Source organism: Pseudomonas capsici (assembly GCF_017165765.1).
Taxonomy (GTDB): Bacteria; Pseudomonadota; Gammaproteobacteria; order Pseudomonadales; family Pseudomonadaceae; genus Aquipseudomonas; species Aquipseudomonas capsici.
The window spans coordinates 41241-66519 of sequence record NZ_JAFGZD010000007.1 but is presented as its reverse complement, the minus strand read 5'-3'; the positions used below and the strand labels follow the sequence as shown (position 1 = coordinate 66519).

Sequence of the window (25279 nt, the reverse complement as noted above, 5' to 3'; positions counted from 1 at the left end):
ATTCTCTAGGTTGCGCAAAAAACGAGCAAGTCTACACCGCTCGCTTGGGTAGAACAAAGCTGAGCAAGAACAGTGCCGCAGCGGATACCACAATAGACGGTCCGGCCGGGGTGTCCTTGAACCATGACAACGATAGCCCAATACACACGGCCGTCACGCCAATAAGGCTTGCGCCCAGGGCCATTTGTTCCGGAGAGCGGGCGTGACGTTGTGCCGCAGCCGCGGGAATGATCAGGAGCGAAGTAATCAGCAGAACCCCGACGATTTTCATCGCCACCGCAATCACCACAGCAATCAGCAGCATCAGCGTCATGCGCAATGAGGCCACCGGCAGGCCTTCGACCCTGGCCAGTTCTTCATGCACGGTCACGGCAAGCAACGGTCGCCACAGACAGACAATCAGCACCAGAACCAGTGCGCTGCCACCCAGAATCCAGGCCAGATCCGTCTGGCTGATCGCCAGCAGGTCACCAAACAGGTAGGCCATCAGGTCGATACGCACTTCATGCATGAAGCTCAGGACCACCAGCCCAAGAGACAGGGTGCTCGGTGCGAGAATACCCAGCAGCGTGTCCGAAGCCAGCGGCTGGCGCTGCTGCAGCGTGACCAGCAGGACCGCCAGCAGCAGACAGCCGACGGTCACGGCAATCGTCGGGCTGACGTCCAGCAGAAAGCCCAGCGCCACACCCAGCAGGGCCGCGTGGGAAAGGGTGTCGCCAAAATACGCCATGCGCCGCCAGACCACGAAGGAACCAAGGGGACCCGCGACCACTGCCAGGGCCAGGCCTGCGAGCAAGGCGTAAAGAAGAAAATCAGCCATGCTTGCAGTTGTCTCCATGGACATGGGTGTGGATGGGGGACGCTGGCGTCGCGTCGCCGCTCACGACTTCGCCATGCAGGTCATGAGCATGGTCGTGATGGTGGTGATAGATCGCCAGGCTTTGCGCGTTCTTGCCGAACAGTTCGACGAACGCCGGATCGTTGCTGACCTGTTCCGGGTGGCCAGAACAACAGACATGACGGTTCAGGCACACCACCTGATCGGTGGTGCTCATCACCAGATGCAGGTCATGGGAAACCATCAGCACGCCGCAACCATGGCGATCCCGCAGACGGGTAATCAGGCTGTACAACTCGGCCTGCCCAGCCACATCGACACCCTGAACCGGCTCGTCGAGAACCAGCAGCTCGGGTTCGCGCAACAAGGCACGGGCCAGCAGGACGCGCTGCATCTCACCGCCGGAAATCCCCTGAAGCGGGCTGTCGATGACCTTTTCGGCACCGACTTCCTGCAACGCGGCCAGCGCCGCCGCCCGGTCCACGCCCGGCACCAGTCGCAGAAAGCGCAGCACCGAGAGCGGCAGGGTCTGGTCCACATGCAGCTTTTGCGGCATGTACCCGACCCGCAGGCCAGGCTTGCGCCAGACCGTCCCGGCATCGGGCTTGAGCAGTCCCAGCACGGCACGCACCAGCGTCGTCTTGCCAGCGCCATTGGGGCCGATCAGGGTGACGATTTCGCCAGGGCTGACATTCAACTGAATGTTGTGCAGAACGTTTTGCCCGGCGAGCGTGACAGCAACCTGCTCCAGGCGAATCAACGCATTACTCATCAGGCAGCCTTGCAGCCGGAACAGATGCCGACGATCTCTACAGTCTGGCCTTCGACCTGAAAACCGACTTCTTTGGCAGCATTGACCACGGCATCGCTGATGGAGGCGTGCTGCAGTTCAATGGCGGCGTGGCACTCGCGGCAGATCAGGAACTGGCCCTGATGCGCGTGGGTCGGGTGGTTGCAGCCGGTAAAGGCGTTGAGCGATGCAATACGATGCACCAGGCCGTTTTCCAGAAGGAAATCCAGCGCCCGGTAGACAGTGGGCGGTGCGGCACGGCGACCGTCTTCATCGCTCAGCACGGCAAGGATGTCGTAGGCACCCAGCGGCTTGTGACTTTGCCAGACCAGTTCCAGCACGCGACGACGCAACGTCGTCAGGCGCAGACCTTTGCTGGCGCACAGCGCATCGGCTTCCGTGAGCGCGGAATGCACGCAATGTGAGTGATCGTGAGGACGGCTGGCCAACGGTGTAATAGGCATGAGCGGCGACGATATTTGCTAGAGACGTTATTATGTTACCCGTTCCTGTCTTATATGAGTGGTTCAAGTGCGCCGTCTTTTTAACCTTTTTGTCGTTTTGTCGGCCAGTTGGCTGGCTGCCGCCCCCGCCCAGGCCGAGGTTCGGGTCCTGACCAGCATCAAGCCATTGCAGCTGATTGCAGCTGCCGTACAGGATGGCATGGGTACACCTGAAGTCCTTTTGCCGCCCGGCGCGTCGCCGCATCACTATGCCTTGCGTCCATCCGACGTACGGCGTGTGAACGAGGTCGAACTGCTCTACTGGATCGGCCCGGATATGGAGAGCTTCCTGCCGCGTGTCATTCAGGGGCGCAAGCTGCCAGCGGTTGCCGTGCAGAGCCTGCCCGGCATGCATTTGCGTCATTTCGAGGCTGACAATGCTTCACATGACGATCACGATCATGACCATGGCGTAGAAGAGCACGACCATGACCACCGTCCGGGCAGCCTGGACTCGCACCTGTGGCTGTCCTCGGTCAACGCACGAGTGATTGCCGCGAAGATGGCTGCCGACCTTGGGGCCGCCGACCCCGACAACGCTCCTCGCTACAAGAGCAACGCCGAAGCCTTCGCCAAGCGCCTCGATGCTCTGGATACCCGGATCAAGAGCCGCGTCAGCGCTGTGGCGGGCAAACCGTACTTCGTCTTCCACGAAGCCTTCGACTACTTCGAAGAGGCTTATGGACTCAAGCACACCGGCGTGTTCAGCGTCGCCGCCGAAATCCAGCCGGGCGCCCAGCATGTCGCTGCCATGCGCGAACGCTTGAAAGAAGTCGGCAAGACCTGCGTGTTCAGCGAGCCACCATTGCGCCCTCGCCTGGCCGAAACCCTGACGACAGGCTTACCGGTCAAGCTGGCCGAACTGGACGCCCTCGGCGGCTACACACCCGCCACCGCTCAGGGTTACGAACAAGTACTGCAAAAGCTGGGTGATGATCTGGCGGGTTGCCTGGAAAGTCTGTAGCGCCACCGGTTTGGTAGTGAGAGGCAGCTTGCTGGCGACTGTTGCCAGCAAGCTGCCTCACAAGCGTTTACAGGGCAAACGGCAAGGGCAGGTGAACGTCCTGGCGCTGTGCAAGGCGCTTTTCGAATTCTGCCGGGTCATGGATCAGTACGTCTTGCCCGGCAAAGGATTCGGCTGCGATCAGGCGCGACAGCCAGAAGCGCACGCAACCTACGCGCAGCATGGTTGCCCAGAGCTTCGTTTCAGCCGCCGTGAAAGGCCGCAAGGCTGCATAGGCACCCAGCAATGCTCGGGCGCGTACCGGGTCGATCTGGCCATCTTCATGCGAGCACCAGTCGTTCAACGCGATGGCCAGATCATAAAGCATCGGCCCTGAGCAGGCGTTGTAGAAGTCGATCAAGCCTGTCAGGTGCGTGCCTTCAAACAGGGCATTGTCGCGGAACAGGTCGGCGTGCAGGTTGGCCCGTGGCAGCGCCATGATCTGCGGCTTGAGCGCTTCGATCTCCTGCAAGGCCTTTTCCAGCAGTGTTCTCTGTGGCTCGCCCAGGTGCGAAAGGAAGTTCGTGCCCTCGCTGAGCATCCAGTCCAGACCACGATCGGTCTTGCGTTCCAGAACATTTGCGCGCGTTGCCAGATGCAGGTTGCCGAGCAACTCGCCGATCTGCACGCAATGCTGGGTGTTGGGTTCGCTGATGTGCTTGCCCGGCAGGCGCGGCTGCAAGAGCGCCGGTTTTTCCGCCAGCTCGCGCAACGCCTGACCGTCGGTGGTACGCAAGGCGTAAGGCACCGGCAAGTCGGCGTCGTGCAGTACATCCAGCAGCTCGATGAAGAACGGCAAATCCTGAATCGGACCCCGCTCGACGAGGGTCAGGACGAACTCGCCCTGCTCCAGGCTGATGAAGTAATTGGTGTTTTCACTACCTGCGGCAATGCCTTGAAAGTCGAGCAGACGGCCGAGCCCGTAGGGGGCAAGAAATGTTTCCAGCTCGGGCCGAGCCAGTGGGGTAAAAACGGACATATCAGGACTGCCAGCAAAATAAGTGAATTTAAAAGGTTACCAGCTGAATATTTCCCATTGGGGGATCAGCATGTCCGGTTGGTCCGAACGGATGAAATTGGGACTCGTACCATCGGCGCGCACAAGAAAATAAGGTTTTCCATTCTTGGGCGTGATTTTCACGGCATAAAGAAATCCGTTCTGGCGGTACTCCTGAATGGTCTTGTCACCGTCGGTGCGGATGGTAACGTCTGGAGCGTCCGCAGGAGAATCCTCAGTTGCAGACACCAGGGGACAAAATACCAACAACCCAGCCAACAACAGTCGATTTGCCGTGCGCATGATAACCTTGTCCCTTTGTCGTCAATGGTCCGCGCATTCTAGCGCCGACCCCGCCGAAAAGGTTGATTCTGCTCATGAGCCAAGCGCCCCTCGTCCTGGTGGACGGTTCTTCTTACCTGTACCGCGCCTTCCATGCGCTGCCACCTCTCACCACGTCCAAAGGTTTGCCGACCGGTGCCGTCAAGGGCGTGCTGAACATGCTCAAGAGCCTGCGCCGGCAGTACCCGCAAAGCCCGTTTGCCGTGGTTTTCGATGCCAAGGGCGGGACTTTCCGGGACGATCTGTTCGCCGAGTACAAAGCCAACCGCCCAAGCATGCCGGACGATCTGCGCGTCCAGGTCGACCTGTTGCATGCCTGCGTCAAAGGGCTGGGTTATCCGCTGCTGTGTGTGGAAGGTGTCGAGGCTGACGACGTGATCGGCACCCTGGCGTGCAGTAGTGCGGCGGCAGATCGTCCCGTAATCATCTCCACCGGCGACAAGGACATGGCGCAACTGGTCGACGGCCACATTACGCTGGTCAACACCATGACCGGCAGCGTGCTGGATGTCCCCGGCGTGAAAGAAAAGTTCGGCGTCGGTCCCGAGCACATCATCGATTATCTGGCCCTGATGGGCGATAAAGTCGACAACATCCCCGGCGTTCCGGGCGTAGGCGAAAAAACGGCCGTGGGCCTGCTGGTGGGTGTCGGCGGCGGTTTGAAAGAGCTTTATGAAAACCTCGATCTGGTCGCGGGCATGGCCTTCCGGGGTGCCAAGACCCTGGCACCCAAGCTCGCAGAGCATCGCGACATGGCGTTTCTGTCCTATGAGCTGGCGACCATCAAGGTCGATGTGCCGCTGGATATCACCCTCGACGAGTTGCAGGTGGGCGAACCTGATCTGGAAAAGCTCACCGAGCTTTACACCCAGCTTGAATTCAAGAGCTGGCTTGAGGATCTGCAGCGGCAAGCCAAACGTGCCGGCGTGGAAATCGTCAAGGAAGAAGTGGTCTCCGAAGTCGAACTGAACTACGAAACCATCCTCGATCAGACCCGCTTCGACGTCTGGCTGGAAAAACTGCGCACCGCCAGCCTGATCGCCTTCGACACCGAGGCCACCGGTCTGGATGCCCAGCAGGCGCAACTGGTCGGCCTGTCGTTTGCCGTCAAGGCCGGGGAAGCCGCCTATATCCCGCTGACCCACTCCTACATGGGCGTGCCTGAGCAACTGGACCGCGACACCGTGCTGCTGGCCCTCAAACCGCTGCTGGAAGACCCGGCCATCCTGAAAGTCGGGCAAAACGCCAAGTTCGACATGAATATCCTGGCCAACTGCGCCATTGGCGGCGTTCAGGAAAATGGCATTACCGTGCGCGGCGTTGCCTTCGACACCATGCTGGAATCCTACGTGCTGAACTCCGTAGCCACTGCCCACAATATGGACAGCCTGGCGATGAAGTACCTCGGCCACCAGACCACCAGCTTCGAAGACATTGCCGGCAAGGGCAAAAAGCAACTGACGTTCGACCAGATAGCTCTGGAGCAGGCCGGCCCTTATGCGGCTGAAGATGCCGATGTGACCTTGCGCCTGCATCAGACCCTTTTTGCAAAACTGGAAGCCGAGCCTGAGCTGGCCCGCGTTCTGACCGAAATCGAAATGCCGCTGGTGCCGGTGCTGGCGAAAATCGAACGCGAAGGTGCCAAAGTGGATGCCAATCTGCTCGGCATTCAAAGTGTCGAGCTGGGCAATACCATGGTCGAACTGGAGCGTCAGGCGTTCGCGCTGGCGGGTAAGGAGTTCAACCTGGGTTCCACGACCCAGCTCGGGAAAATCCTTTATGAAAAACTGAAGCTGCCGATTCTGGGTAAAACGCCCACGGGCAAGCCTTCGACCTCGGAAGATGTGCTGGTCAAGCTGGCCGAGCAAGGCCATGAGCTTCCCACATTGCTGTTGCAGTACCGCTCGATCAGCAAGCTGAAAAGCACCTACACCGACAGCCTGCCAGGCCAGATCAACCCGAGGACCGGGCGCGTTCACACCTCTTACAACCAAGCGGGCGCAGCCACCGGACGGTTCTCGTCCAGTGAGCCCAACCTGCAGAACATCCCGGTGCGTACCGCAGAAGGACGCAGGATTCGTCAGGCGTTCATTGCCCAGCCGGGTTACAAACTGCTGGCAGCGGACTACTCGCAGATCGAGTTGCGGATCATGGCGCACCTGGCCAGCGACGAAGGGCTGCTGGATGCCTTCCGCAATGGCCTGGACGTGCACCGTGCGACAGCGGCCGAAGTATTCGGGGTAGAACTGGATCAGGTCACCAGCGATCAGCGCCGCAGCGCCAAGGCCATCAACTTCGGACTTATCTATGGCATGGGCGCATCAGGCCTGGCCCGACAGATCGGCGTCGATGGCAAGCAGGCCAAGGCGTATATCGAACGTTACTTCGCTCGCTACCCTGGCGTGCGGGATTACATGGAGCGCACTCGCGAGAAGGCCAAGGAGCAAGGCTATGTCGAAACCTTCTTCGGGCGTCGGCTCTACCTTCCGGATATCAACTCCGACAACGGCATGAAACGCGCCGGAGCCGAACGCACGGCAATCAACGCGCCGATGCAGGGCACAGCCGCCGACATCATCAAGAAAGCCATGGTTGCGGTGAACGACTGGCTGGAAGAGTCGCGTCTCGATGCCCGCGTCATCCTGCAGGTCCACGACGAACTGGTACTGGAAGTGCACGAGGATCTGGTCGAGCAGATCAGCGAACAGATTCGCCCGCACATGAGCAGCGCCGCGCAACTGGCCGTGCCGCTACTGGTTGAAGTGGGCGTGGGCAACAACTGGGACGAGGCGCACTGACCGCTGTCGGGCAAGCCTGAACCCAGGCTTGCCCGCGCATCGCCAACATGAACATTTCGACAGGTTGGGAACTTAACCGGTCCGAAGCCAGTCAGAGACTCCGATTGGTTGAAAAACCCGTCATGCTCCTAGTTGTGTTAAGTGTTGGCAGATATCCGGATCCCGCCCTAAGGATCTGGACCTTGAACCCCGAACTTCCCCCCTCCCCATATGAAGTCCGGGGTTTTTTTTGCCTGCGATTTACCCTTCGGCAGGCGCTTTGTCTTCCAGCTCCATCCAGTCGGCCAGAACGGTATAGGCTTCTTCAAGGCCCATGCGTTTTGGTGCCGAGAACAGCTGGATGGTGACCGCTTCGCCCCAGCCCTTGCGGATCTGCGACTGAACCTTGAGCAGCGCGTTCTTGGCTGCGCCATAGGTCAGTTTGTCGGCCTTGGTCAGCAGGACATGCATCGGCATCTGGCTGGCGACTGCCCAGTCCAGCATCAGTGTGTCGAAGTCGGTCATTGGATGACGGATGTCCATCATCAGAATCAGACCCTTCAGGCTTTCACGGCTGCCCAGATAGGCTTCCAGGTGACGCTGCCAGTGTTGCTTGAGCGGGATCGGCACCTTGGCGTAGCCGTAGCCGGGCAGGTCCACCAGACGACGGTCGTCATCGAGCTTGAAGAAGTTCAGCAGTTGCGTACGCCCCGGCGTTTTCGAGGTACGCGCCAGACTGGCGTGGGTCAGCGTATTGAGCGCGCTGGACTTGCCCGCGTTGGAACGCCCGGCAAACGCGACTTCATAGCCTTCGTCATCAGGGCACTGATCGACCTTGGCGGCGCTGAGCATGAAAGTGGACTGTTGGCACAGGCCAAGGATGGGGTTCTTGAGTTGCATGTGATTTCCGGTGAAGGCCTTGCCTGCAAGGGGTGCGGCAAGAGGTGTCGTTTCCGTTTGGGTAGCGCGAGTATATAATGCCGCAAATTTTGTGTGGAATTCCCCGACAGCGGGGGAAGAACACTGAAGCGAGAACTAATATGCGCATTAGAACGCAGTCCGCTTTCAACCTGAAAGGTTTTTACTGCGCAAGAGGACTTTGGAGCCCCTTTTGCCAGGATCGTAACAATGCCGCGCGTGAAATGTGCAAGGACCGCAGTAGTCAGCATTTGCGAACCGTCATCCTGGGGATGAGCAAATCACCTGCTACCTAACTTTTCACCATTAGCCGATCTGGATTACCTGATGAACAAATTATTCGTGAGTCTGCTGTTGACGCTTGGCATCAGTGGGGCGACCCAGGCAGCCGACGTTACCGGTGATGCGGCTGCCGGTCAGGCAAAGGCAGCCGTGTGTGGTGCCTGCCATGGACCTGATGGCAACAGCCTGGCTCCCAACTTCCCGAAACTGGCAGGCCAGGGCGAACGCTACCTGCTCAAGCAATTGCACGAGATCAAGGATGGCAAGCGCCCGGTACTGGAAATGACCGGCCTGCTGACTCCGTTCAACGATCAGGATCTTGCAGACATCTCTGCCTATTATGCGAGCCAGAAAGGCAGCGTCGGTGCCGCCGACCCCAATCTGGTGGCGCGTGGCGAAGCCCTGTTTCGCGGCGGCAAGCTGGATCAGGGCATGCCTGCCTGCACCGGTTGCCACTCGCCTGACGGCACCGGCAACGCTCCGGCCGGCTATCCGCATCTGGGCGGCCAGCATGCCGATTACATCAAGAAACAATTGACTGCATTCCGTGAAGGCGACCGGGTCAACGACGGCGACACCATGGTCATGCGTTCCATCGCAGCCAAGCTGAGCAACAAGGATATCGAGGCTCTGGCGCAATATATCCAGGGTCTGCACTGATCGGTACGCAGGCCTTCGGGCAGGTATTCCCGAGCCAGGGCGTGACGTGTTTCATGACACATGCAAAAAGGGTGGCCCGAGCCACCCTTTTTTTTGATTGTCAGCGTTACACTAAGAACTCACGTCTTGATGGCCGGTCGAAAAACCGTCGCTTCGAGGCGACTCAATCTGCTCAGGAGTAAAGCATGCGTAATCTGATCATCAGCGCCGCTCTGGTTGCCGCCAGTCTGTTCGGTATGTCCGCTCAGGCCGCCACACCCATCGAAGCTGGTAAGCAATATGTTGAATTGAGCAGCGCCGTGCCTGTTTCCGAGCCAGGCAAGATCGAAGTGGTTGAACTGTTCTGGTATGGCTGCCCGCATTGCTATGCATTCGAGCCGACCATCAACCCATGGGCTGAAAAGCTGCCTGAAGACGTCAATTTCGTCCGTATCCCTGCCATGTTCGGCGGCGCCTGGGATGCCCACGGCCAGTTGTTCATCACCCTGGACACCATGGGCGTAGAGCATAAGGTTCACGCAGCTGTATTCAACGCCATCCAGAAAGACCGCAAACCTCTGACCAAGCCCGAAGACATGGCTGACTTCGTTGCCACCCAGGGTATCGACAGAGCCAAGTTCCTCGAAACCTTCAACTCCTTCGCAGTGAAAGGCAAGATTGCCCAGTACAAGGAACTGGCCAAGAAGTACGAAGTGACCGGTGTACCGACCATGATCGTTAACGGCAAATACCGTTTCGACCTGGGCAGCTCCGGTGGCCCGGAAGAAACCCTGCAGGTTGCCGACCAACTGATCGCCAAAGAGCGAGCGGCCGCCAAGGCAGGCAAGTAAGAGCCTTTCGCCATGCGCCGCTGGGGTAAGGGCACACAGCGAGTCGTTGGCCTGCATGAACCGCAGGTCAACGAACACCATCTGCTGCAAAGCGGACTGCCCGCCGATGGCCGGCTTCGGTTGCTCAGCTTCAATATCCAGGTCGGTATCAGCACCGAACGTTACCGGCATTACCTGACACGCGGCTGGCAGCATCTGCTGCCCCACGGCGGACGCGCGGGCAATCTGCAGAAGATCGGCGATCTTCTCAACGATTTCGATCTGGTAGCGTTACAGGAAGCCGACGGCGGCAGCCTGCGTTCGGGCTTCATCAACCAGGTCGAGCATCTGGCCCACCTCGGTTCTTTCCCTTACTGGTATCAGCAACTCAATCGCAACCTGGGACGCCTGGGTCAGCACAGCAACGGCGTGCTCAGCCGTCTGCGCCCCGGCAAGATCGAGGATCATCCATTACCCGGACCTGCCGGACGTGGTGCCATTCTTGTACGTTTCGGGGAAGGCGAGGACGCGCTGGTAGTGGTCATGATGCATCTGGCCTTGGGGTCACGCACCCGTGTAAGACAACTGGCCTATATCCGGGAACTGATTGGCGGCTATCGTCACCAGATCCTCATGGGCGACATGAATACCCATGCCAACGACTTGCTGGAGCATTCGCCGCTGCGCGATCTCGGCCTTCTGGCCCCGCAGGTCGAGGCAACCTTTCCCAGCTGGCGGCCACAGCGCTGTCTGGATCATATTCTGCTCAGCCCGACACTGACGCTCGAACGTGTTCAGGTACTGGCCCAACCCATTTCCGATCACCTGCCCGTTGCTGTAGAGATTCGCCTGCCTGCTTCGCTATGTGGTGACTCGCTACCCGTGCTCTCTGGTGGACCCCTTGAATGAGCGAAGAAGCCGAGCGCTGGAAAGAGAAGTATCTCAAGGGTATCGAGCAGCAAGACCTGCTCGCTGAGCGCTGGAACGCCCGGCTCGACTTGCTGCGCCGCGGTCTGGTCCGCAGTAGTCTCGCGGCGGAAGGTACCGACCGGTCTGTCGACGAATGCATGAAGGAAATGCGCGAAATCGTGCGCAAGGACGACATGGATGCGGGTCTGGCAGCCCTGATACCACGCCTTGAAAAGGCGGTGCTGGATTCCGAGCAACGTCGTGAAGTCCGGGTCGGGCAGATCAGCAGCGCTTTGAATGCGCTGGTGACCCAACTGCAATCCTTGCCACTGCCCCGCGAAGTGCGCAAACCCCTCAAACGTTTTGCCAAGGATCTGGAAGACCGTGCCTCCCAGGCCCGGGAATTGCCACTGCTGCTCAGCGAACTGAGCGGTTTGCAGGGCAAGGCGCTGACCCTGCTGGAAAAGCACGAAGAAGGTCCTCGCCCCGGACTCCTGCAACGTCTGTTCGGTAGCCGCGAAGAACCGGGCGAGGCGGCACATGCTCCTGAAAGCGCTCATCCGCCTGCGCCAGCTTCTGCCGAGCATGAGCATGAAAGCGACGACGAGGCACCTGAGCTTCCTTCGGCGCCAGTGCCCGCACCTGCGCCAGCACAGTCAGCACCAGCACCAGCACCAGCACCAAGGGTCGAGGTTGAAGCGCCAAAAGCCGAGCCGACAATAGAGGCTTCAGCTCCCACCCCCGTGGTTGAGCCCGTGGCTGAAGCACCAAAGCCGGTTGAAGTGCTAGCCGCCGCACCCGCGCCCGTCGAGAAAGTGGCGTCGGCGCCAGTGCAGGCCCCACCGCAGGATCTGCTGACACCAACGCCTTCCGTTCCTTACGAGCATCTGCCTGTTGTGCAGGCTCCGGTCGAGAGCGAAAGCGAAGAAGATGAAACGTCGACCGATGAGCAAGAGGCCGACGAAGGTGATCCCAACTATTCCCTGCCTCACTCCCCGGAGCCGAGCTACAGCTCGGTGGCAGCCCATATCGAAGAAACCTTGCTGGGACTGCTCAAGGACCTGACCTTGTCGGAGCACCATCGCCCGCAAGTCGAAGACATGCAGTTACGCCTCAAACACGGGCTCAACTGGTATGAACTGCTGCCGATCCTCGATGATCTGGCCGTTCTGATGCTGGCGATCAATAACGGCGGCCAGCAGGAATTCGGGACCTATCTCAAGCAGCTCAACGAGCGGCTGGAGTCGTTCCAGAGCCATCTGCAGGCCGCCAGCGAAGATCATGCGGAAAGTCAGTCCACCGCTCGCGATCTCAACGAGCAGTTGCGCGAACAGGTAGGGGGATTGCAGAGCAGCGTCCAGGACGCCTCCGACCTGACCAGCCTCAAGCAGGTACTGGATAACCGGCTCGAAGGCCTGCTCAGCACGATGGATCATTATCAGCGTAAACGTGATAACCGCGAGCAGGAAATCGCCTCACGCCTGCAAGGCCTCGCCGCCCGTGTCGCCAGCATGGAGCAGGAAGCCCTGGGTTTCAGGACGCACCTGGAAGAGCAACGACAGAAAGCCCTGATCGACCCACTGACCAGCCTGCCCAACCGTGCGGCATGGGGCGAGCGTCTCGAGCAAGAGATGACGCAATGGCAACAGGAAAAGAACAACCTGTTGATTTGCATTCTGGACCTGGATCACTTCAAGCGGATCAACGATGGCTACGGGCATCTGGCCGGTGACAAGGTGCTGAAGATCGTGGCCAGCGTCCTGAAAAAACGCATACGGCCCACAGACTTCCTGGCCCGCTTCGGCGGCGAGGAGTTCGTCATGCTCATGCCTGCCACCCACGTCTCGACAGCCCTGACGCTGCTGGATGAACTGCGGGCTGCCGTCGAACTGTGTCCGTTTCACTTCAAGGGTGAACGGGTGACGATCACGGTATCCATGGGCGTGACCGCCTTGCGCACCGGCGAGCGTAGCGATATCGCCCTCAAGCGGGCCGATCAGGCGCTGTATCGCGCCAAGGAAAACGGCAGGAATCGCGTCGAGCAGGGGTGACTGAAACATCTGGAATCCATCGGCGTTTCACGAATGAAGCAATTTGGTCGCATTTTGTTATGATGTTGCATTTGCTGCCGACGTATCCTGACTGCCATGAAGCTGTTCATCCCTGCTTTTCTCCTTCTGGTCCTGACTGCCTGCTCCAGCGGGCCAAAACTCGATACCAGCCATCCTTCGGCCAACCATGACGGCCGGGTTCAATACGTCATCATGCACTACACATCCGCCTCGCTTGAGCGCTCGCTGGAGTTGTTGACCCATGGCGAAGTCAGCAGTCATTACCTGATAGGCGACGACAACCCGGCGACGATCTACAAGCTGGTCGATGAGGGTGCTCGCGCCTGGCATGCTGGCGAGAGTGAATGGGAAGGGCGTACCTGGCTCAATTCCAGCTCGATCGGCATCGAAATCGTCAATCCCGGCTATACCGATACGCCTACGGGACGTCTCTGGTATCCGTACACCGAAAGCCAGGTCCAGTCGATCATCGTGCTGCTCAAGGACATCATCAAACGCAACAATATCGACCCCAGGCACATCATCGGGCACAGCGATATCGCTCCGATGCGCAAGCTGGACCCGGGTCCTCTGTTCCCCTGGAAGCGACTGGCCCATGAAGGCATAGGCATCTGGCCGGACGAACGGCAGGTCGCCCAGCGTCAGGCGCAGATGATGGATAACCTGCCCAGCATCACCTGGTTCCAGGAGCAATTGGCACGCCTGGGTTACACCACGCCTCAGACCGGCGAGCTGGACACCGCTACACGCCACGTTCTGGCAGCCTTTCAGATGCATTACCGTCCAGAGCGCTTCGACGGACAACCCGACATCCAGAGCGCAGCCATCCTGAAGGTACTCAACCGGGTCGAATAGATCAGGCTCGCGGGCAGCGTTCTTTAACAAACTATTTGCGCGCTTGTTGCTATACCTGATGGATATTCCATGCGGATATCCACTGATGCTCATCGCGCAAACGCGCTTTCGCATTCACTTTTCCCACCCTTGGCTGCTGGCGTTGCTGGCGGCCCTGTTGAGCGCGGCTGTCTTTTTATTCGGCAGCTTCGGACTGGCAATGCATCAGGCGCGACAAAACGAAAGCCTGCAGATGAACGCTCAGGGCGAGCGTTTTCTCGTGCGACTGGAGCAGCTTTTCGGTCAGTTGCGGGCCGGGCTGGATCAACTGGAACAGCAACCGCTGAGGCGTTGCAGCCCGGAAATGGTGGGGCGCCTGCGCGAGGTCATCTCCAGCAATCGCTTCATTTACGAAGCCGCCTATGTCGGCGATGCGCGTACCTGTTCCAGCTGGCCACGACCCAGGGTGCTCCGCGAGCTTCGAGAACCCGACATTCGTGGCCCGACCTATGATTACTGGCTCAACACCTCGACCCAGCCGGACGACAATCTGGCGGCACTGGTCATGGGCCGTGGAGATTTCCGGGTAGCGACCTCGCGGGGACATCTGACGGACGTCGTGGATCTTCCGGCAGGTGGCAGCCTGCTGGTGGTCCTCGATAACGGCACCCGGGCGATACCGGTTCTGGGGCCTGCGCAAGCCTGGCCGCCGGTGGAAAGCTGGTCGCCGGACAACGCCACCACGCTGATCACGACAGCAAACCAACTGATCTACCGCATGCCCACGCAAAGCCCGGAGTATCAGCTGGTGCTGATCACCCCGCGGACCGACTTGCAGGTAAAGATCACCGGAGCCTGGTGGTTGCTGGTGCCCGCCAGCCTGTTGATGTCCTTGTGCATCGCGGCGCTGGTCCTGCAATTGATGCAGCAGCGCAAATCCCTGGGTGCCGAGTTGTCGGGGGCGTTGCGACGCGGGGAATTGAAGGTTCTCTATCAACCCATCTTCAACCTTGAAACCGGCTTGTGTGCAGGTGCCGAAGCGCTGGTGCGCTGGCGCAGGCCGGACGGCACGCTGACCAGCCCGGACCTTTTCATTCCGCTGGCCGAAAACACCGGACAGATCCGGCAAATCACCGATTTTGTCTTGCAGCAATCGCTGGAAAAGCTCGGGCCGCTATTGCGCGCCAATCCGCATCTGTACGTTTCGGTGAACCTGGCGGCATGCGATGTCATCGCGCCGCGTATTGGGCGCGTAACGGCCAGATTGCTGGCCCTGCACAAGGTCGCAGCTCGCCAGATCGCGTTTGAGGTAACCGAGCGAGGCCTGATCGATGTGGTGGTGGCGCGCAATCACCTGCAAATGCTGCGCGATCGCGGTCATCAGATCCTCATTGATGACTTCGGCACGGGCTATTGCAGCCTGGCCTATCTGCAAACCCTGCCGGTGGACTGTCTGAAGATCGACAAGGCCTTTATCGATGCATTGGGGCACGATGCCGCCAGCAGCGGCGTTGCGCCCCATATCATTCGCATGGCCCACGCCCTGCAATTGCGGGTGATCGCCGAAGGAATCGAGTTCGAATCCCAGGCCCATCTGCTCAAGAGCGAAGGCGTCGTCTATGGCCAGGGCTGGCTGTTCGCCCGCCCTTTGACCGCCACCCGATTCTGCGAACTGGTCACCGGCGGTCGGAGAGGGGCAGGGCGACGCAAGGATGATGTGGCGTGATCTTACGTCGGCAGCGCCATGTAAAACTGCGTTCCCTGGCCAGGCCGTGAATAGACGCCCATTCTCCCCCCATGCAGTTGCACGATTTCCTTGCACAGCGCCAACCCGAGGCCGGCACCGCCTTTCTTGCGCCCTACCTGCACGAACGGCTCGAAGATCCGTCCTTGCTGCCCGTAAGGAATGCCTTCGCCATTGTCTTCGATACTGATGATCGCCCGCTCCCCATGACGGCGAGCCTGCAGGCGGATCAGACCGCTTTCGGGGGTATGGCGCAACGCGTTGTCCAGCAGGTTATCCAGAACCCGTTCCAGTTGCGCCTGATCGGCATGCAGATGTGGGACGGGCTCCTGAATGTCCAGCATCAGGGTGATGTCGTGCAACCGGGCCTGTTCCTCGAAACGGCCTCTGGCTTCTTCGAGCAGCTGTTTGATGGAGCAGGGGGCCAGCTTGAGTTTCTGCAAGCCGTTCTGGTAGCGCGAGAAATTCAGCAAGTCGTTGATCAGTTGCATCAGACGCTGCATTTCTTCAGTGATGGTATTGAGCAGATCCGCTTCGCGGGACTCTGCCGCAAAATGCAGGCGCTCCTGCAAAAGCCCGAAGGCCATATGGATACCGGTCACCGGTGTGCGCAGTTCATGAGACGCACGCAGGACGAACTCGCTGCGCACCCGCTCGAACGCCCGTTGCTCGGTCACATCGCGCAACACCATCACGGCACCGAGAATGTGGCCTTTGGTATGACTGACGGGGGTCAGGCTGTAGGTCAGCAGCCTGGATTCGCCATCGATATCGATGCTCAGGTCTTCCGGCGCATGCTCCAGAGTCCCGCCACGCAGGATCAGGAATAACTGCTCATCCAGCTCGGGATGTTCCAGCGCTTCACCCAGGCCGCGTCCAAGACGACTCTCGTCCCAGCCGAGCTGGCGCTGGGCCACAGGGTTCAAATGCTCCAGGCGACCCTGCCGGTCGATCATCAACAGGCCGTCGTCGATACTGTCGAGCACCGCTTGCAGACGCTGCTGACCGGCCAGCAATTCATCGACATTAGTCGCCTGATGCTGACGCAAGGCCTCGGCCATAAGGCCGAAACGCCGGGTCAGAAGGTTCATTTCGGCTGCCGAGGAGATAGGCAGCGTCACTTCATAATTGCCCTGGCCGATATGGTCGGCCGCCTTGGCCAAGGCCTCGATCGGGGCACCAAAGCGACGGGCAATGCCATGGGCAGTGATGAATCCGATGCACAGCACGGCAATACCCACCAGCCCAAGCAACCCGGCAATCCACAGCGCCCGCTCCCGGGAATAGGCTTCGGCCGTGCTGATGTTCTGCAGGGCTTCGCCGTGGGTATCCAGCAGGTCGTTGCGCAACGCGTCGAAGCTGCTCCGCAGTTCGGGGTTGTCGTGCATTGCGCGTGTGTCATTCTCGAAGCGTTGGGCGGCCTCCAGGAAGCGCTGGTAGTAGCGGCTCGTATTCTCGAATCGGCCCTGCACCTTGCTTTGCGCATCACGTTCGATGCCTTCGGTCAGCAAGTCGTGAAACTGATCCTGATAAGTCTTCAGCAAGCGCTTGTCAGGCGAAGGGCTGATCATGATCACCAACTGATCGCCCAGGTTCTGCCGCAGCTTCAATCCAAGCTCAAGGTTGTTGATATTGCCCTGGATCAGAGCCTCCTGGCTCTTGGCCATTTGCATGACACTGACCAGCCCCAACAGCAATCCCAGCAACGCAACCGTCATCAACGCCGAAATGCTGAGGAACAGGCGGGTACGTAACTTCATTGCCAGCTTCATACAGAACAACTCATAGGTTGTACTGCTTGCGCTTGCGATAAAGCGTCGAGGAGTCGATCCCCAGAGTCTTCGCAGCCTGATCGAGGGTATCGCTGGTGGCCAGGACGGCGCCGATATGAGCCTTTTCAAGTTCATCGAGGCTCAGGGCAGCTCCCACGCGAGGTGCGTTGTTGGTCGGGACCTCAGCCATGCCGAGGTGACTGACTTCGACCCGCTCCTGCGGACAGATGATGCTGGCACGTTCGATGACGTTACGCAGTTCACGGATATTGCCGGGCCAGCGGTAGTTGAGCAGTGCGGCACGGGCTTCCTCGCTGAATCCGCGAGCCGGTCGGGCGTAATCCTTGACGAAGCGCGCCAGGAAGCGGTCGGCCAGCGTCAGGATGTCTTCGCTTCGCTCGCGCAACGCCGGAAGGTGCAGGGTGATCACGTTCAGGCGATACAGAAGATCTTCCCGGAAGCGCCCGCTGCGCACCATGTCTTCCAGATTCAGGTTGGTGGCCGCCAGAATTCGTACATCGGCACGCCGCGTGACCGGATCACCGACGCGCTCGTATTCCTTGTCCTGAATGAAACGCAGCAATTTTGGTTGCAACGTGAGTGGAAAATCGCCGATTTCATCGAGAAACAGCGTGCCGCCATCGGCTTGGTTGACGCGACCCAGCGTGCTTTCGCTGGCCCCGGTAAAAGCTCCGCGACTGTGACCGAACAACTCGCTTTCCATCAGCTCGGCAGTCAGGGAAGGGCAGTTGATGGTGACACAGGATTTCTTGGCCCGCTTGCTCCAGCCGTGAATGGCGCGGGCCAGTTCACCTTTACCGGTCCCGGATTCGCCCAGAATCAGGATGTTGGCATCGGTCACGGCAACCTGCCGCGCCGTTTCCAGAATGGCCATCATCGACGGGCTGTGTGAATCCAGGCCGTCCTTGGGTTTACGTATCTCGCCTTCCAGAGCCTCCAGACGAGCAGACAACTGCCGTACTTCCAGTTGCTTGGCGGTAGCAAGGCGCAGTTGATCCGGGCTGCAGGGTTTGACCAGATAATCGGCGGCACCGGCCTGAATGGCATCGACCGCCGTATCGACCGCCGAATGGGCCGTGACGATCACGACCCGCATCCAGGGTGCCTGAATACGCATCTGCGCCAGAACATCCAGCCCGTTGTCCTCGCCCAGGCGCAAGTCCAGAAAGCACAGGTCGAACACCTGGCGCTGCATCAAGGTGTCGGCCTGAGCTGCGCTGTTGGCAGTGGCGACACTGTAACCCTCATCTTCCAGACAGTACCGGAACGTGCGAAGGATGGCGGACTCGTCGTCCACAAGCAGAATACGGCCCTGATTCTCAGTGGCTGTCTCCATTTTTCCTACGCTCCTAAGTAAATGATCTTGGTTAGTGTCGGAATCATCGGGCAAGTTGCATGGTTGATTCTGATTGATTCTGTGACATGCATGTTAGCTATCTGTTCGAGCCTTGGCTAACCGGCTGATTTTCCTGACGATATTTCTCCCGCCAGGGATGTTTTGCCCCCACGATCTCCCAAGACCCTCGATTTTCCTCAAGTTAACTCCATGACCACCCTTTCGAACATTCGTGCAGAACGCACGACCACAGGGGGTCGATCGTGCAGCTTGCTGGCCGTAACTTTTTCGAGAATATCTCAAGCCATTGATTTTATTGAACTTATTAAAAAATCAAAAAATGGCATGCAGCCTGCAATATCCCTTGCACTCAAGGCCTGACCTCATGGCCAACCACTTCATCACACCGTTCAGGTAAAGGGAGTTTAAGGATGAACAACTGGCATATTGCTCATTTGCGTATTTCATCCTTGCACATCCAACAAGGCCTGTTTCTGCTGCTGGCCTTGCTTGTCACCCTGATCGCGGTTCAGCAATTCGAACGTTGGGATCATTCGCGTGAAGCGGCCCGGACCCAACAGCAGATCATCAAGGTAAGCACGTCCTATCAGAGCCTGACCCGCACTGCACAGATCAATGGACTCGAAGCCAGGCCTGTAGACGGCGTGGTCTCCGTAAACGAAGTAGTAACGCCGCAAAAATGGATCTTCTGATCCTGAGAAACCGAACGAAACGTTCCAAATTCAAATAGCTGTAAAAAGGAGTATCACCATGCTGAGTTGGGCTATCACGTTCTTGATCATCGCCATTGTCGCTGCCGTTCTGGGCTTCGGTGGTATCGCAGGCACTGCAACAGGTATCGCCAAGATTCTGTTCATCGTGTTCCTGGTCATGTTCGTCGTATCTTTCTTCTTCGGACGCCGTGGACGAGGCTGAGTAATGGGCAAATCCTTGCAATCACTGGCCGCCGCCCTGTTGATGGGCGGCAGTGCCATGGCATTAGCCGCCAATGACGGGCAGGCTCGGGTCAATGAGCTGTTGAGTTCTGCGCCCGAGTACCGCCAGACGTGGACCAAGGTCGTCAAGAAAGAGGAACGGTTGCCTGACTGGATCATCAACCTCTCTGGTGCTTCCGAGCAGATGACTGCCGTTACCGAAGACGGAGACCCTTACCTCGTCGGTCCTCTGTGTGAAACTGCCGAAACCTGCCGGAGCAAGCGCCTCATCGTGGCATTCAGCCTCGATAAGGAAGACGCCTACGCCATGCTGGTCGAAGTGCCTGCCGGACTTCCGGCCGACAAGTCGCCGACTCGTCATGCGACCTACCGTTTTCTGGGCAAACCGGATGAAGGCATGCAGCAATTGCTGAAAGAGCAGTTGAGCAAGGACCCGAACTGGTATTGATCGGCCCCCTGACATCTTTCAAGGACCAGGCATCCGGACACCCTCCCGCCTGCCTGGTCTCCCGTCGCCCTCGTTCCACTCTTCATTCTCGCAAGAGAATCAGGCTATGTTCGTGAGTGCATAAGCACAGTCCAGCCGTGTACCCTTGGATGCCGCAACCAATCGACGAGGGTTTCATGGGTTGGTTCAACCGTCACAAATTCCTGCCGTTTCTCGCCTGGCTGCCCGCACAGACCCGTGCCAGCGTCGGTCGGGATGCATTGGTAGGTCTGAGCGGTGCCGTTCTGGCATTGCCCCAATCCATCGCTTACGCGCTGATCGCCGGTCTTCCTCCGGAATATGGTTTGTACGCGGCCATCGTGCCGGTGTTGATCGCCTGTTTGTGGGGTTCGTCGTGGCATCTGATCTGCGGGCCGACGGCAGCGATTTCCATCGTGCTGTATGCCAGCATCAGTCCGCTGGCGGTTCCGGCCAGCCAGGACTACATCACTCTCATTCTGTTGCTGACGTTCATTGCCGGAGCCTTCCAGTTGCTGCTGGGCATGATGCGCTTCGGCGCGCTGGTGAATTTCGTCTCGCACTCCGTCGTGCTGGGCTTCACCCTGGGCGCAGCCATTGTGATTGCACTGGGACAGATACCGAACCTGACCGGCATCGACCTGCCCAGCCAGAGCACAGCCCTCAACAGCCTGACAGCGGTCCTTGAACACAGTCAGGAGATCGACAAGCCTTCGCTGATCCTCGGCCTGCTGACTCTGGCACTGGGCATTACCCTGAAATATTTCGTGCCGCGCTGGCCGACGCTATTGATCGCTCTGGTATCGAGCAGCCTGCTGGCCTGGCTGTGGCCTGCGATGTTTGGCCATGTGAAGGTGGTCAAGGCTTTCACGGGTCAGTTGCCGCCATTCAGCCCGCTGCCGCTGGATCTGGAATTGATCCTCAAACTGCTGCCGACTGCCGTGGCGATCGGCATGCTCGGGCTGGTGAACAGCCTGTCGATTGCCCGCTCGCTGTCGGCACGCTCCCAGCAACTCATCAATGCCAATCAGGAAGTCCGCGCCCAGGGCCTGTCGAATATGGTCGGCTCCCTGTTTTCGGGTTACATGTCTGCCGGTTCATTTACCCGCGCCGCCTTGAGTTATGAGGCCGGTGCCCGCTCACCTCTGGCGGGTGTGTTTTCGGCATTATGGGTCATGCTGTTCGCCGTCGCGGGGGCGTCACTGATTGCCCACATCCCGATTCCGGCCATGGCGGCCTCAATTCTGCTGATCTGCTGGGGACTGGTGGATCATCGCGGTATCGCGGCGTTGTTCCGGGTCAGCCGTTCGGAGTTTTTCGTGATGGCCCTGACCTGTGTCGCAACGCTGCTGCTGGAGCTGCAGACCGCAATCTACGCGGGCGTGCTGGCTTCGCTGTTCTTCTACCTCAAGCGCACGTCGCAGCCCAAGGTGCAGCAGTGGCGCGAAGGTGACGAAGACATCATGCGCGTTGGCGGGTCGATTTTCTTCGGGGCCAGTCACTACCTGCAAACCCGCCTGCAGCGTACCGAAGGCAAGCATGTGGTGATCGACGCCCAGCACATCAACTTCATCGACTATTCGGGCGTGGAGATGCTGCATCAGGAGGCCCGACGCCTGCTCAAACAGAACCGGACCCTGACTTTACGCCGCGCCCGACAGCAGGTCGTTGAAGAGTTGCAGAAGCTGGAGGGTGCACAGAAGTGCCCGATCCTGTTCGAGGATTAGGCGCTCGCCAACTGCCGCCGCATTTCGGCCAGCACCTCTGCGGAGTCCGGACGCACGCCGCGCCATAGCAGGAAGGCTTCGGCGGCCTGTTCGACGAGCATGCCCAAGCCATCCACCGCCTGGGCAGCACCGTGCTCGCTCGCCCAGCGACAGAATGCGGTCGGCTCCTTGCCGTACATCATGTCGTAGCAGAAGGTATGACCCGGCTGGATCAGGCTGGCGGCAATCGGTGGCAGCTCGCCCGACAGGCTGGCGGAGGTTGCGTTGATGATCAGGTCTACCGACTCTTCCAGCCAGTCGTAACCGCTGGCGAATACCGGGCCGAGGTCCGTAAAGAGCTGGGCCAGGTTTTCGGCTTTTTCCACCGTACGGTTGGCGATCACCAGGGCAGCCGGTTTCTGCGCGAGCAACGGCTCCAGAGCACCACGCACAGCACCGCCGGCACCGAGCAACAGGATACGCTGGCCTCTCAGGCTGACACCGTGATTGACCGTCAGATCACGAACCAGCCCGGCGCCGTCGGTGTTATCGCCCAGCAAGGTGCCGTCGGCCTGCTTGCTCAAGGTATTCACGGCACCTGCGCGCTGGGCACGCCGGGTCAGGCTGTCGGCCAGGCGATAGGCTTCTTCCTTGAACGGCACGGTCACATTGGCCCCGCGACCGGTCTGGAAAAAATCTCGGGCGAAGGCCGTGAAGTCATCCAGTGGCGCCAGCGCGGTTCGGTAATCCAGTTGCTGCTCTGTCTGCCTGGCGAACAGGCTGTGGATCAATGGCGACTTGCTGTGGCCGATGGGATTACCGAATACGACGTACTGGTCCATTTGTGTTCCTGTTGATGTGTTTAGCGCCCGGTGCACTACTGACTGCGAGAGGCGGCTTCGGTCATTCCGCCAACCAGTCCCGATCCTGAAGGAAATACTCGGTCAGGCGCGCTTCTTCGCTGCCCGGCGCAGCCTTCCAGTCATACCCCCAGCGCACTTGCGGGGGCAGGGACATCAGGATCGATTCGGTACGGCCACCCGATTGCAGGCCAAACAGCGTGCCGCGGTCGTACACCAGGTTGAACTCGACATAGCGGCCACGTCGGAACTCCTGGAACTCACGCTGTTGCACGGTATAAGCCGTGGCCTTGCGACGACGCACAATCGGCAGGTAGGCGTTGATATAGGCGTCACCGATGGCGCGCATGAAAGCGAAGCTGGTGTCGAAATCCCAGTGATTCACATCGTCGAAGAACAGACCGCCAACCCCGCGTGGCTCGTTGCGATGCTTGATGTGGAAATAGCTGTCACACCAGGCCTTGTAACGGGGATAGACGTCATCGCCAAACGGCGCACAGGCACGCTCGGCAACCCGGTGCCAGTGCACGCAGTCCTCTTCGACGCCGTAGTAGGGCGTCAGGTCGAAACCGCCACCGAACCACCAGACCGGCTCTTCGCCTTCCTTTTCTGCGATGAAGAACCGCACGTTGGCGTGGGAAGTCGGCACATGGGGATTGTGCGGATGGATCACCAGGGAAACGCCCAGGGCCTCGAAGCCGCGTCCGGCCAGCTCGGGCCGGTGAGCACTGGCCGACGGCGGCAGGTTGCTGCCAAAGACGTGGGAAAAGTTGACGCCGCCCTTTTCGATGACAGAGCCGTTTTCGATGACCCGCGTTCGACCACCGCCACCTGCCGGACGTGTCCAGGCATCTTCGACAAAGTGTGCGCTGCCGTCCTCGAGCTCCAGAGCAGTGCAGATTCGGTCTTGCAGATCCAGCAGGTAGGCTTTTACGGCCTCGGTACGGGTAGTCATAGTGATCCCTGATGCTGACTTCAAACGGCTGAGCCCCCCGAATGCAAAGGGGTACAGGCAAATTGGCGCGTAGCATACCACTGGCCGGGCTGCCTTCGCAGTTGACGAAGATCACTTGAAGGAGTCCGATAGCCTATCTGACGATTCGTTTCAGCATGGAGATAGCAAATGGCAAAGCGTATCCAGTTCAGCACTGTCGGAGGACCCGAAGTTCTTGAATATGTCGACTTCGAGCAGGCCCAACCCGGCCCGCAACAAGTCGTGGTTCGCAACAAGGCCATTGGCCTGAATTTTATCGATACCTATTACCGCAGCGGTCTTTACCCTGCACCTTCGTTTCCCTCTGGGCTGGGTACGGAAGGCGCGGGCATAGTCGAAGCCATCGGCAACGAAGTGACGCGCTTTCAGGTAGGCGACCGAGTAGCTTATGGCACTGGCCCGCTGGGCGGTTACAGCGAACTGCATGTATTGCCCGAGGACCATCTGGTGAAACTGCCCGATTCCATCAGCTTCGAGCAGGCCGCAGCCGTGATGCTCAAAGGCCTGACGGTGCAATATCTGCTGCGTCAGACTTATCTGGTCAAACCCGGCGAAACCTTTCTGTTCCACGCCGCTGCCGGTGGCGTCGGTTCGCTGGCCTGCCAGTGGGCCAAGGCGCTGGGAGCGCATCTGATCGGCACGGTCAGCTCACCGCAGAAGGCCGAGCACGCCAAAGCCCTGGGTGCATGGGAAACCATCGACTACAGCCATGAAGACGTGGCGGCACGCGTGCTGGAACTGACCGAAGGCAAGAAGTGCCCGGTGGTCTACGACGGCGTCGGCCAGGACACCTGGCTGACTTCCCTCGAGTGCGTTGCACCTCGCGGCCTGCTGGTCAGCTTCGGCAATGCATCCGGGCCGGTTTCAGGGGTGAATCTGGGCATTCTGGCGCAGAAGGGTTCGCTGTACGTGACCCGTCCAACCCTGGGCAGCTACGCCAATAACGCGCAAAACCTGCAATCGATGGCCGACGATCTGTTCGACATGCTCGCCAGCGGCAAGATCAAGCTCAACGATATCCAGCAATACGCCCTGAAGGACGCCGCCCAAGCGCAGACCGAGCTGTCGGCACGGCGCACCACGGGATCGACGATTCTGATTCCTTAACCGGGACGCACCACCTGGCCGGTCGCGACATCGCGAATGACACTGGGGTTTCGGCGGCCGCCCAGGCTGCCGCCGAGCACCAGGTCGATCTGCCCACGGAAATACTGCTCCACGCGCAGGCGCGTGCGGGCAGCGGGGCGACCGGCAGGGTTGGCCGAAGTGGAAATCAACGGGCCGACCAAGGCGCACAGTTCACGCACGGTCGGGTGATCGGTCACGCGCAGGGCCACGGTTTCATGCACGCCGGTGATCCACTCGGGCAGCAGGTTCTGATGCGGCACCAGCCAGGTGTTGGGGCCAGGCCAGGTGCTGGCCATGCGATCGATCCACTGCTCGGGGAAGTCCTCGAACAGAAAGTCGAACTGACGGATGTTGTCGGCAATGAGAATCAGCCCTTTATCCACAGGCCGCGATTTGATCGCCAGCAAGCGATAAACCGCTTCTTCATCCCACGGATCGCACCCAAGCCCCCAGACCGCCTCGGTTGGATAGGCAATCACCGCTCCGGCACGAATATCTCGAGCGGCTTGCTGCACACGCCAACTGCTGACCATTGATGTATCTCCGCTAAATCTTGCCGGGC

At 59.5% G+C, this 25279-nt stretch carries 24 protein-coding genes; 13 read left to right on the top strand and 11 right to left on the bottom strand.

What is annotated here, in order from left to right:
* Positions 1–31: 31 nt before the first annotated feature.
* From znuB to JSY17_RS11650, 3 genes are read right to left on the bottom strand one after another with little or no spacing between them, the layout of a single operon-like run.
* A complete protein-coding gene (gene znuB / locus JSY17_RS11660) occupies positions 32–820 on the bottom strand; it encodes a zinc ABC transporter permease subunit ZnuB (protein WP_206402968.1) in 789 nt (262 codons plus the stop codon).
* On the bottom strand, positions 813–1610 hold the full coding sequence (gene znuC / locus JSY17_RS11655; protein WP_117163895.1) for a zinc ABC transporter ATP-binding protein ZnuC: 798 nt from the start codon (positions 1608–1610) through the stop codon (positions 813–815). Before znuC ends, znuB begins: the two co-directional genes overlap by 8 nt.
* Positions 1610–2092 (bottom strand): Fur family transcriptional regulator, encoded by a 483-nt coding sequence (locus JSY17_RS11650; protein ID WP_117163896.1) that lies wholly within the window; start codon positions 2090–2092, stop codon positions 1610–1612. The genes znuC and JSY17_RS11650 overlap by 1 nt, the downstream gene beginning before the upstream one ends.
* A 67-nt stretch (positions 2093–2159) precedes the next feature.
* Here JSY17_RS11650 and JSY17_RS11645 point away from each other — a divergent pair, with 67 nt between their 5' ends.
* Entirely contained in the window at positions 2160–3095 is a 936-nt protein-coding gene (locus JSY17_RS11645) for a zinc ABC transporter substrate-binding protein ZnuA (RefSeq protein WP_117180578.1), read from the top strand.
* 67 nt (positions 3096–3162) lie between these two features.
* On the opposite strand, the gene JSY17_RS11640 is transcribed toward JSY17_RS11645, so the two are convergent.
* Positions 3163–4113, bottom strand: a complete 951-nt coding sequence (locus JSY17_RS11640; protein ID WP_117184727.1) for a homoserine kinase — start codon at positions 4111–4113, stop codon at positions 3163–3165.
* A 36-nt stretch (positions 4114–4149) separates the two neighbouring features.
* Positions 4150–4434: a DUF2782 domain-containing protein gene (locus tag JSY17_RS11635; protein WP_117163899.1), complete on the bottom strand. Its 285-nt coding sequence runs from the start codon at positions 4432–4434 to the stop codon at positions 4150–4152.
* A 74-nt stretch (positions 4435–4508) separates the two neighbouring features.
* On the opposite strand from JSY17_RS11635, the gene polA reads away from it, so the two are divergent.
* Positions 4509–7271, top strand: coding sequence for a DNA polymerase I (polA, locus tag JSY17_RS11630; RefSeq protein ID WP_206402966.1), 2763 nt, complete (start codon positions 4509–4511; stop codon positions 7269–7271).
* A 240-nt stretch (positions 7272–7511) separates the two neighbouring features.
* Here polA and yihA read toward each other — a convergent pair whose 3' ends face one another.
* Complete coding sequence (gene yihA / locus JSY17_RS11625) at positions 7512–8150, bottom strand: ribosome biogenesis GTP-binding protein YihA/YsxC (RefSeq protein ID WP_117163901.1); 639 nt, start codon at positions 8148–8150, stop codon at positions 7512–7514.
* 345 nt (positions 8151–8495) lie between these two features.
* Between yihA and JSY17_RS11620 the strand changes: the two genes are divergently transcribed.
* The 6 genes from JSY17_RS11620 (at position 8496) to JSY17_RS11595 (ending at position 15460) form a co-directional block, all read left to right on the top strand.
* Entirely contained in the window at positions 8496–9110 is a 615-nt protein-coding gene (locus tag JSY17_RS11620) for a c-type cytochrome (protein ID WP_117180581.1), read from the top strand.
* Positions 9111–9295: 185 nt separating this feature from the next.
* A complete protein-coding gene (locus JSY17_RS11615; RefSeq protein WP_117163903.1) occupies positions 9296–9940 on the top strand; it encodes a thiol:disulfide interchange protein DsbA/DsbL in 645 nt (214 codons plus the stop codon).
* A gap of 12 nt (positions 9941–9952) precedes the next feature.
* Positions 9953–10828 (top strand): endonuclease/exonuclease/phosphatase family protein, encoded by an 876-nt coding sequence (locus JSY17_RS11610; protein ID WP_117163904.1) that lies wholly within the window; start codon positions 9953–9955, stop codon positions 10826–10828.
* Positions 10825–12879, top strand: coding sequence for a GGDEF domain-containing protein (locus JSY17_RS11605; RefSeq protein WP_206402965.1), 2055 nt, complete (start codon positions 10825–10827; stop codon positions 12877–12879). The genes JSY17_RS11610 and JSY17_RS11605 overlap by 4 nt, the downstream gene beginning before the upstream one ends.
* A 96-nt stretch (positions 12880–12975) precedes the next feature.
* On the top strand, positions 12976–13755 hold the full coding sequence (locus JSY17_RS11600; RefSeq protein WP_117163906.1) for an N-acetylmuramoyl-L-alanine amidase: 780 nt from the start codon (positions 12976–12978) through the stop codon (positions 13753–13755).
* Between the two features lie 85 nt (positions 13756–13840).
* Positions 13841–15460: an EAL domain-containing protein gene (locus JSY17_RS11595; RefSeq protein ID WP_206402964.1), complete on the top strand. Its 1620-nt coding sequence runs from the start codon at positions 13841–13843 to the stop codon at positions 15458–15460.
* Positions 15461–15462: 2 nt separating this feature from the next.
* Here the strand turns inward: JSY17_RS11595 and JSY17_RS11590 are convergent, their stop codons facing one another.
* Both JSY17_RS11590 and algB read right to left on the bottom strand, forming a co-directional pair.
* Positions 15463–17250: a KinB sensor domain-containing domain gene (locus JSY17_RS11590; RefSeq protein WP_206402963.1), complete on the bottom strand. Its 1788-nt coding sequence runs from the start codon at positions 17248–17250 to the stop codon at positions 15463–15465.
* A gap of 10 nt (positions 17251–17260) precedes the next feature.
* A complete protein-coding gene (algB, locus tag JSY17_RS11585) occupies positions 17261–18607 on the bottom strand; it encodes a sigma-54-dependent response regulator transcription factor AlgB (RefSeq protein WP_117163909.1) in 1347 nt (448 codons plus the stop codon).
* A gap of 431 nt (positions 18608–19038) precedes the next feature.
* On the opposite strand from algB, the gene JSY17_RS11580 reads away from it, so the two are divergent.
* The 4 genes from JSY17_RS11580 (at position 19039) to JSY17_RS11565 (ending at position 21756) form a co-directional block, all read left to right on the top strand.
* Positions 19039–19320 carry a hypothetical protein gene (locus JSY17_RS11580; protein ID WP_117163910.1) on the top strand — a complete coding sequence of 94 codons (282 nt, stop codon included), beginning with the start codon at positions 19039–19041 and terminating at the stop codon, positions 19318–19320.
* A gap of 58 nt (positions 19321–19378) precedes the next feature.
* Complete coding sequence (locus JSY17_RS11575; protein ID WP_025257796.1) at positions 19379–19543, top strand: DUF1328 domain-containing protein; 165 nt, start codon at positions 19379–19381, stop codon at positions 19541–19543.
* 3 nt (positions 19544–19546) lie between these two features.
* Entirely contained in the window at positions 19547–20011 is a 465-nt protein-coding gene (locus JSY17_RS11570; protein ID WP_117163911.1) for an inhibitor of vertebrate lysozyme family protein, read from the top strand.
* Between the two features lie 176 nt (positions 20012–20187).
* On the top strand, positions 20188–21756 hold the full coding sequence (locus tag JSY17_RS11565; RefSeq protein ID WP_206402962.1) for a SulP family inorganic anion transporter: 1569 nt from the start codon (positions 20188–20190) through the stop codon (positions 21754–21756).
* On the opposite strand, the gene aroE is transcribed toward JSY17_RS11565, so the two are convergent.
* Positions 21753–22577 carry a shikimate dehydrogenase gene (aroE, locus tag JSY17_RS11560; protein ID WP_117180587.1) on the bottom strand — a complete coding sequence of 275 codons (825 nt, stop codon included), beginning with the start codon at positions 22575–22577 and terminating at the stop codon, positions 21753–21755. The genes JSY17_RS11565 and aroE overlap by 4 nt on opposite strands.
* 61 nt (positions 22578–22638) lie before the next feature.
* On the bottom strand, positions 22639–23550 hold the full coding sequence (gene hemF / locus JSY17_RS11555; protein WP_025257792.1) for an oxygen-dependent coproporphyrinogen oxidase: 912 nt from the start codon (positions 23548–23550) through the stop codon (positions 22639–22641).
* A 168-nt stretch (positions 23551–23718) separates the two neighbouring features.
* Here hemF and JSY17_RS11550 point away from each other — a divergent pair, with 168 nt between their 5' ends.
* The gene (locus tag JSY17_RS11550) at positions 23719–24696 is read left to right on the top strand and encodes an NADPH:quinone reductase (protein WP_117184720.1); all 978 of its coding nucleotides are present in this window, start codon (positions 23719–23721) and stop codon (positions 24694–24696) included.
* Here the strand turns inward: JSY17_RS11550 and JSY17_RS11545 are convergent.
* Positions 24693–25250, bottom strand: coding sequence for an L-threonylcarbamoyladenylate synthase (locus JSY17_RS11545; RefSeq protein ID WP_117180589.1), 558 nt, complete (start codon positions 25248–25250; stop codon positions 24693–24695). The two genes, JSY17_RS11550 and JSY17_RS11545, sit on opposite strands and share 4 nt — an antisense overlap.
* Between the last annotated feature and the right edge of the window lie 29 nt (positions 25251–25279).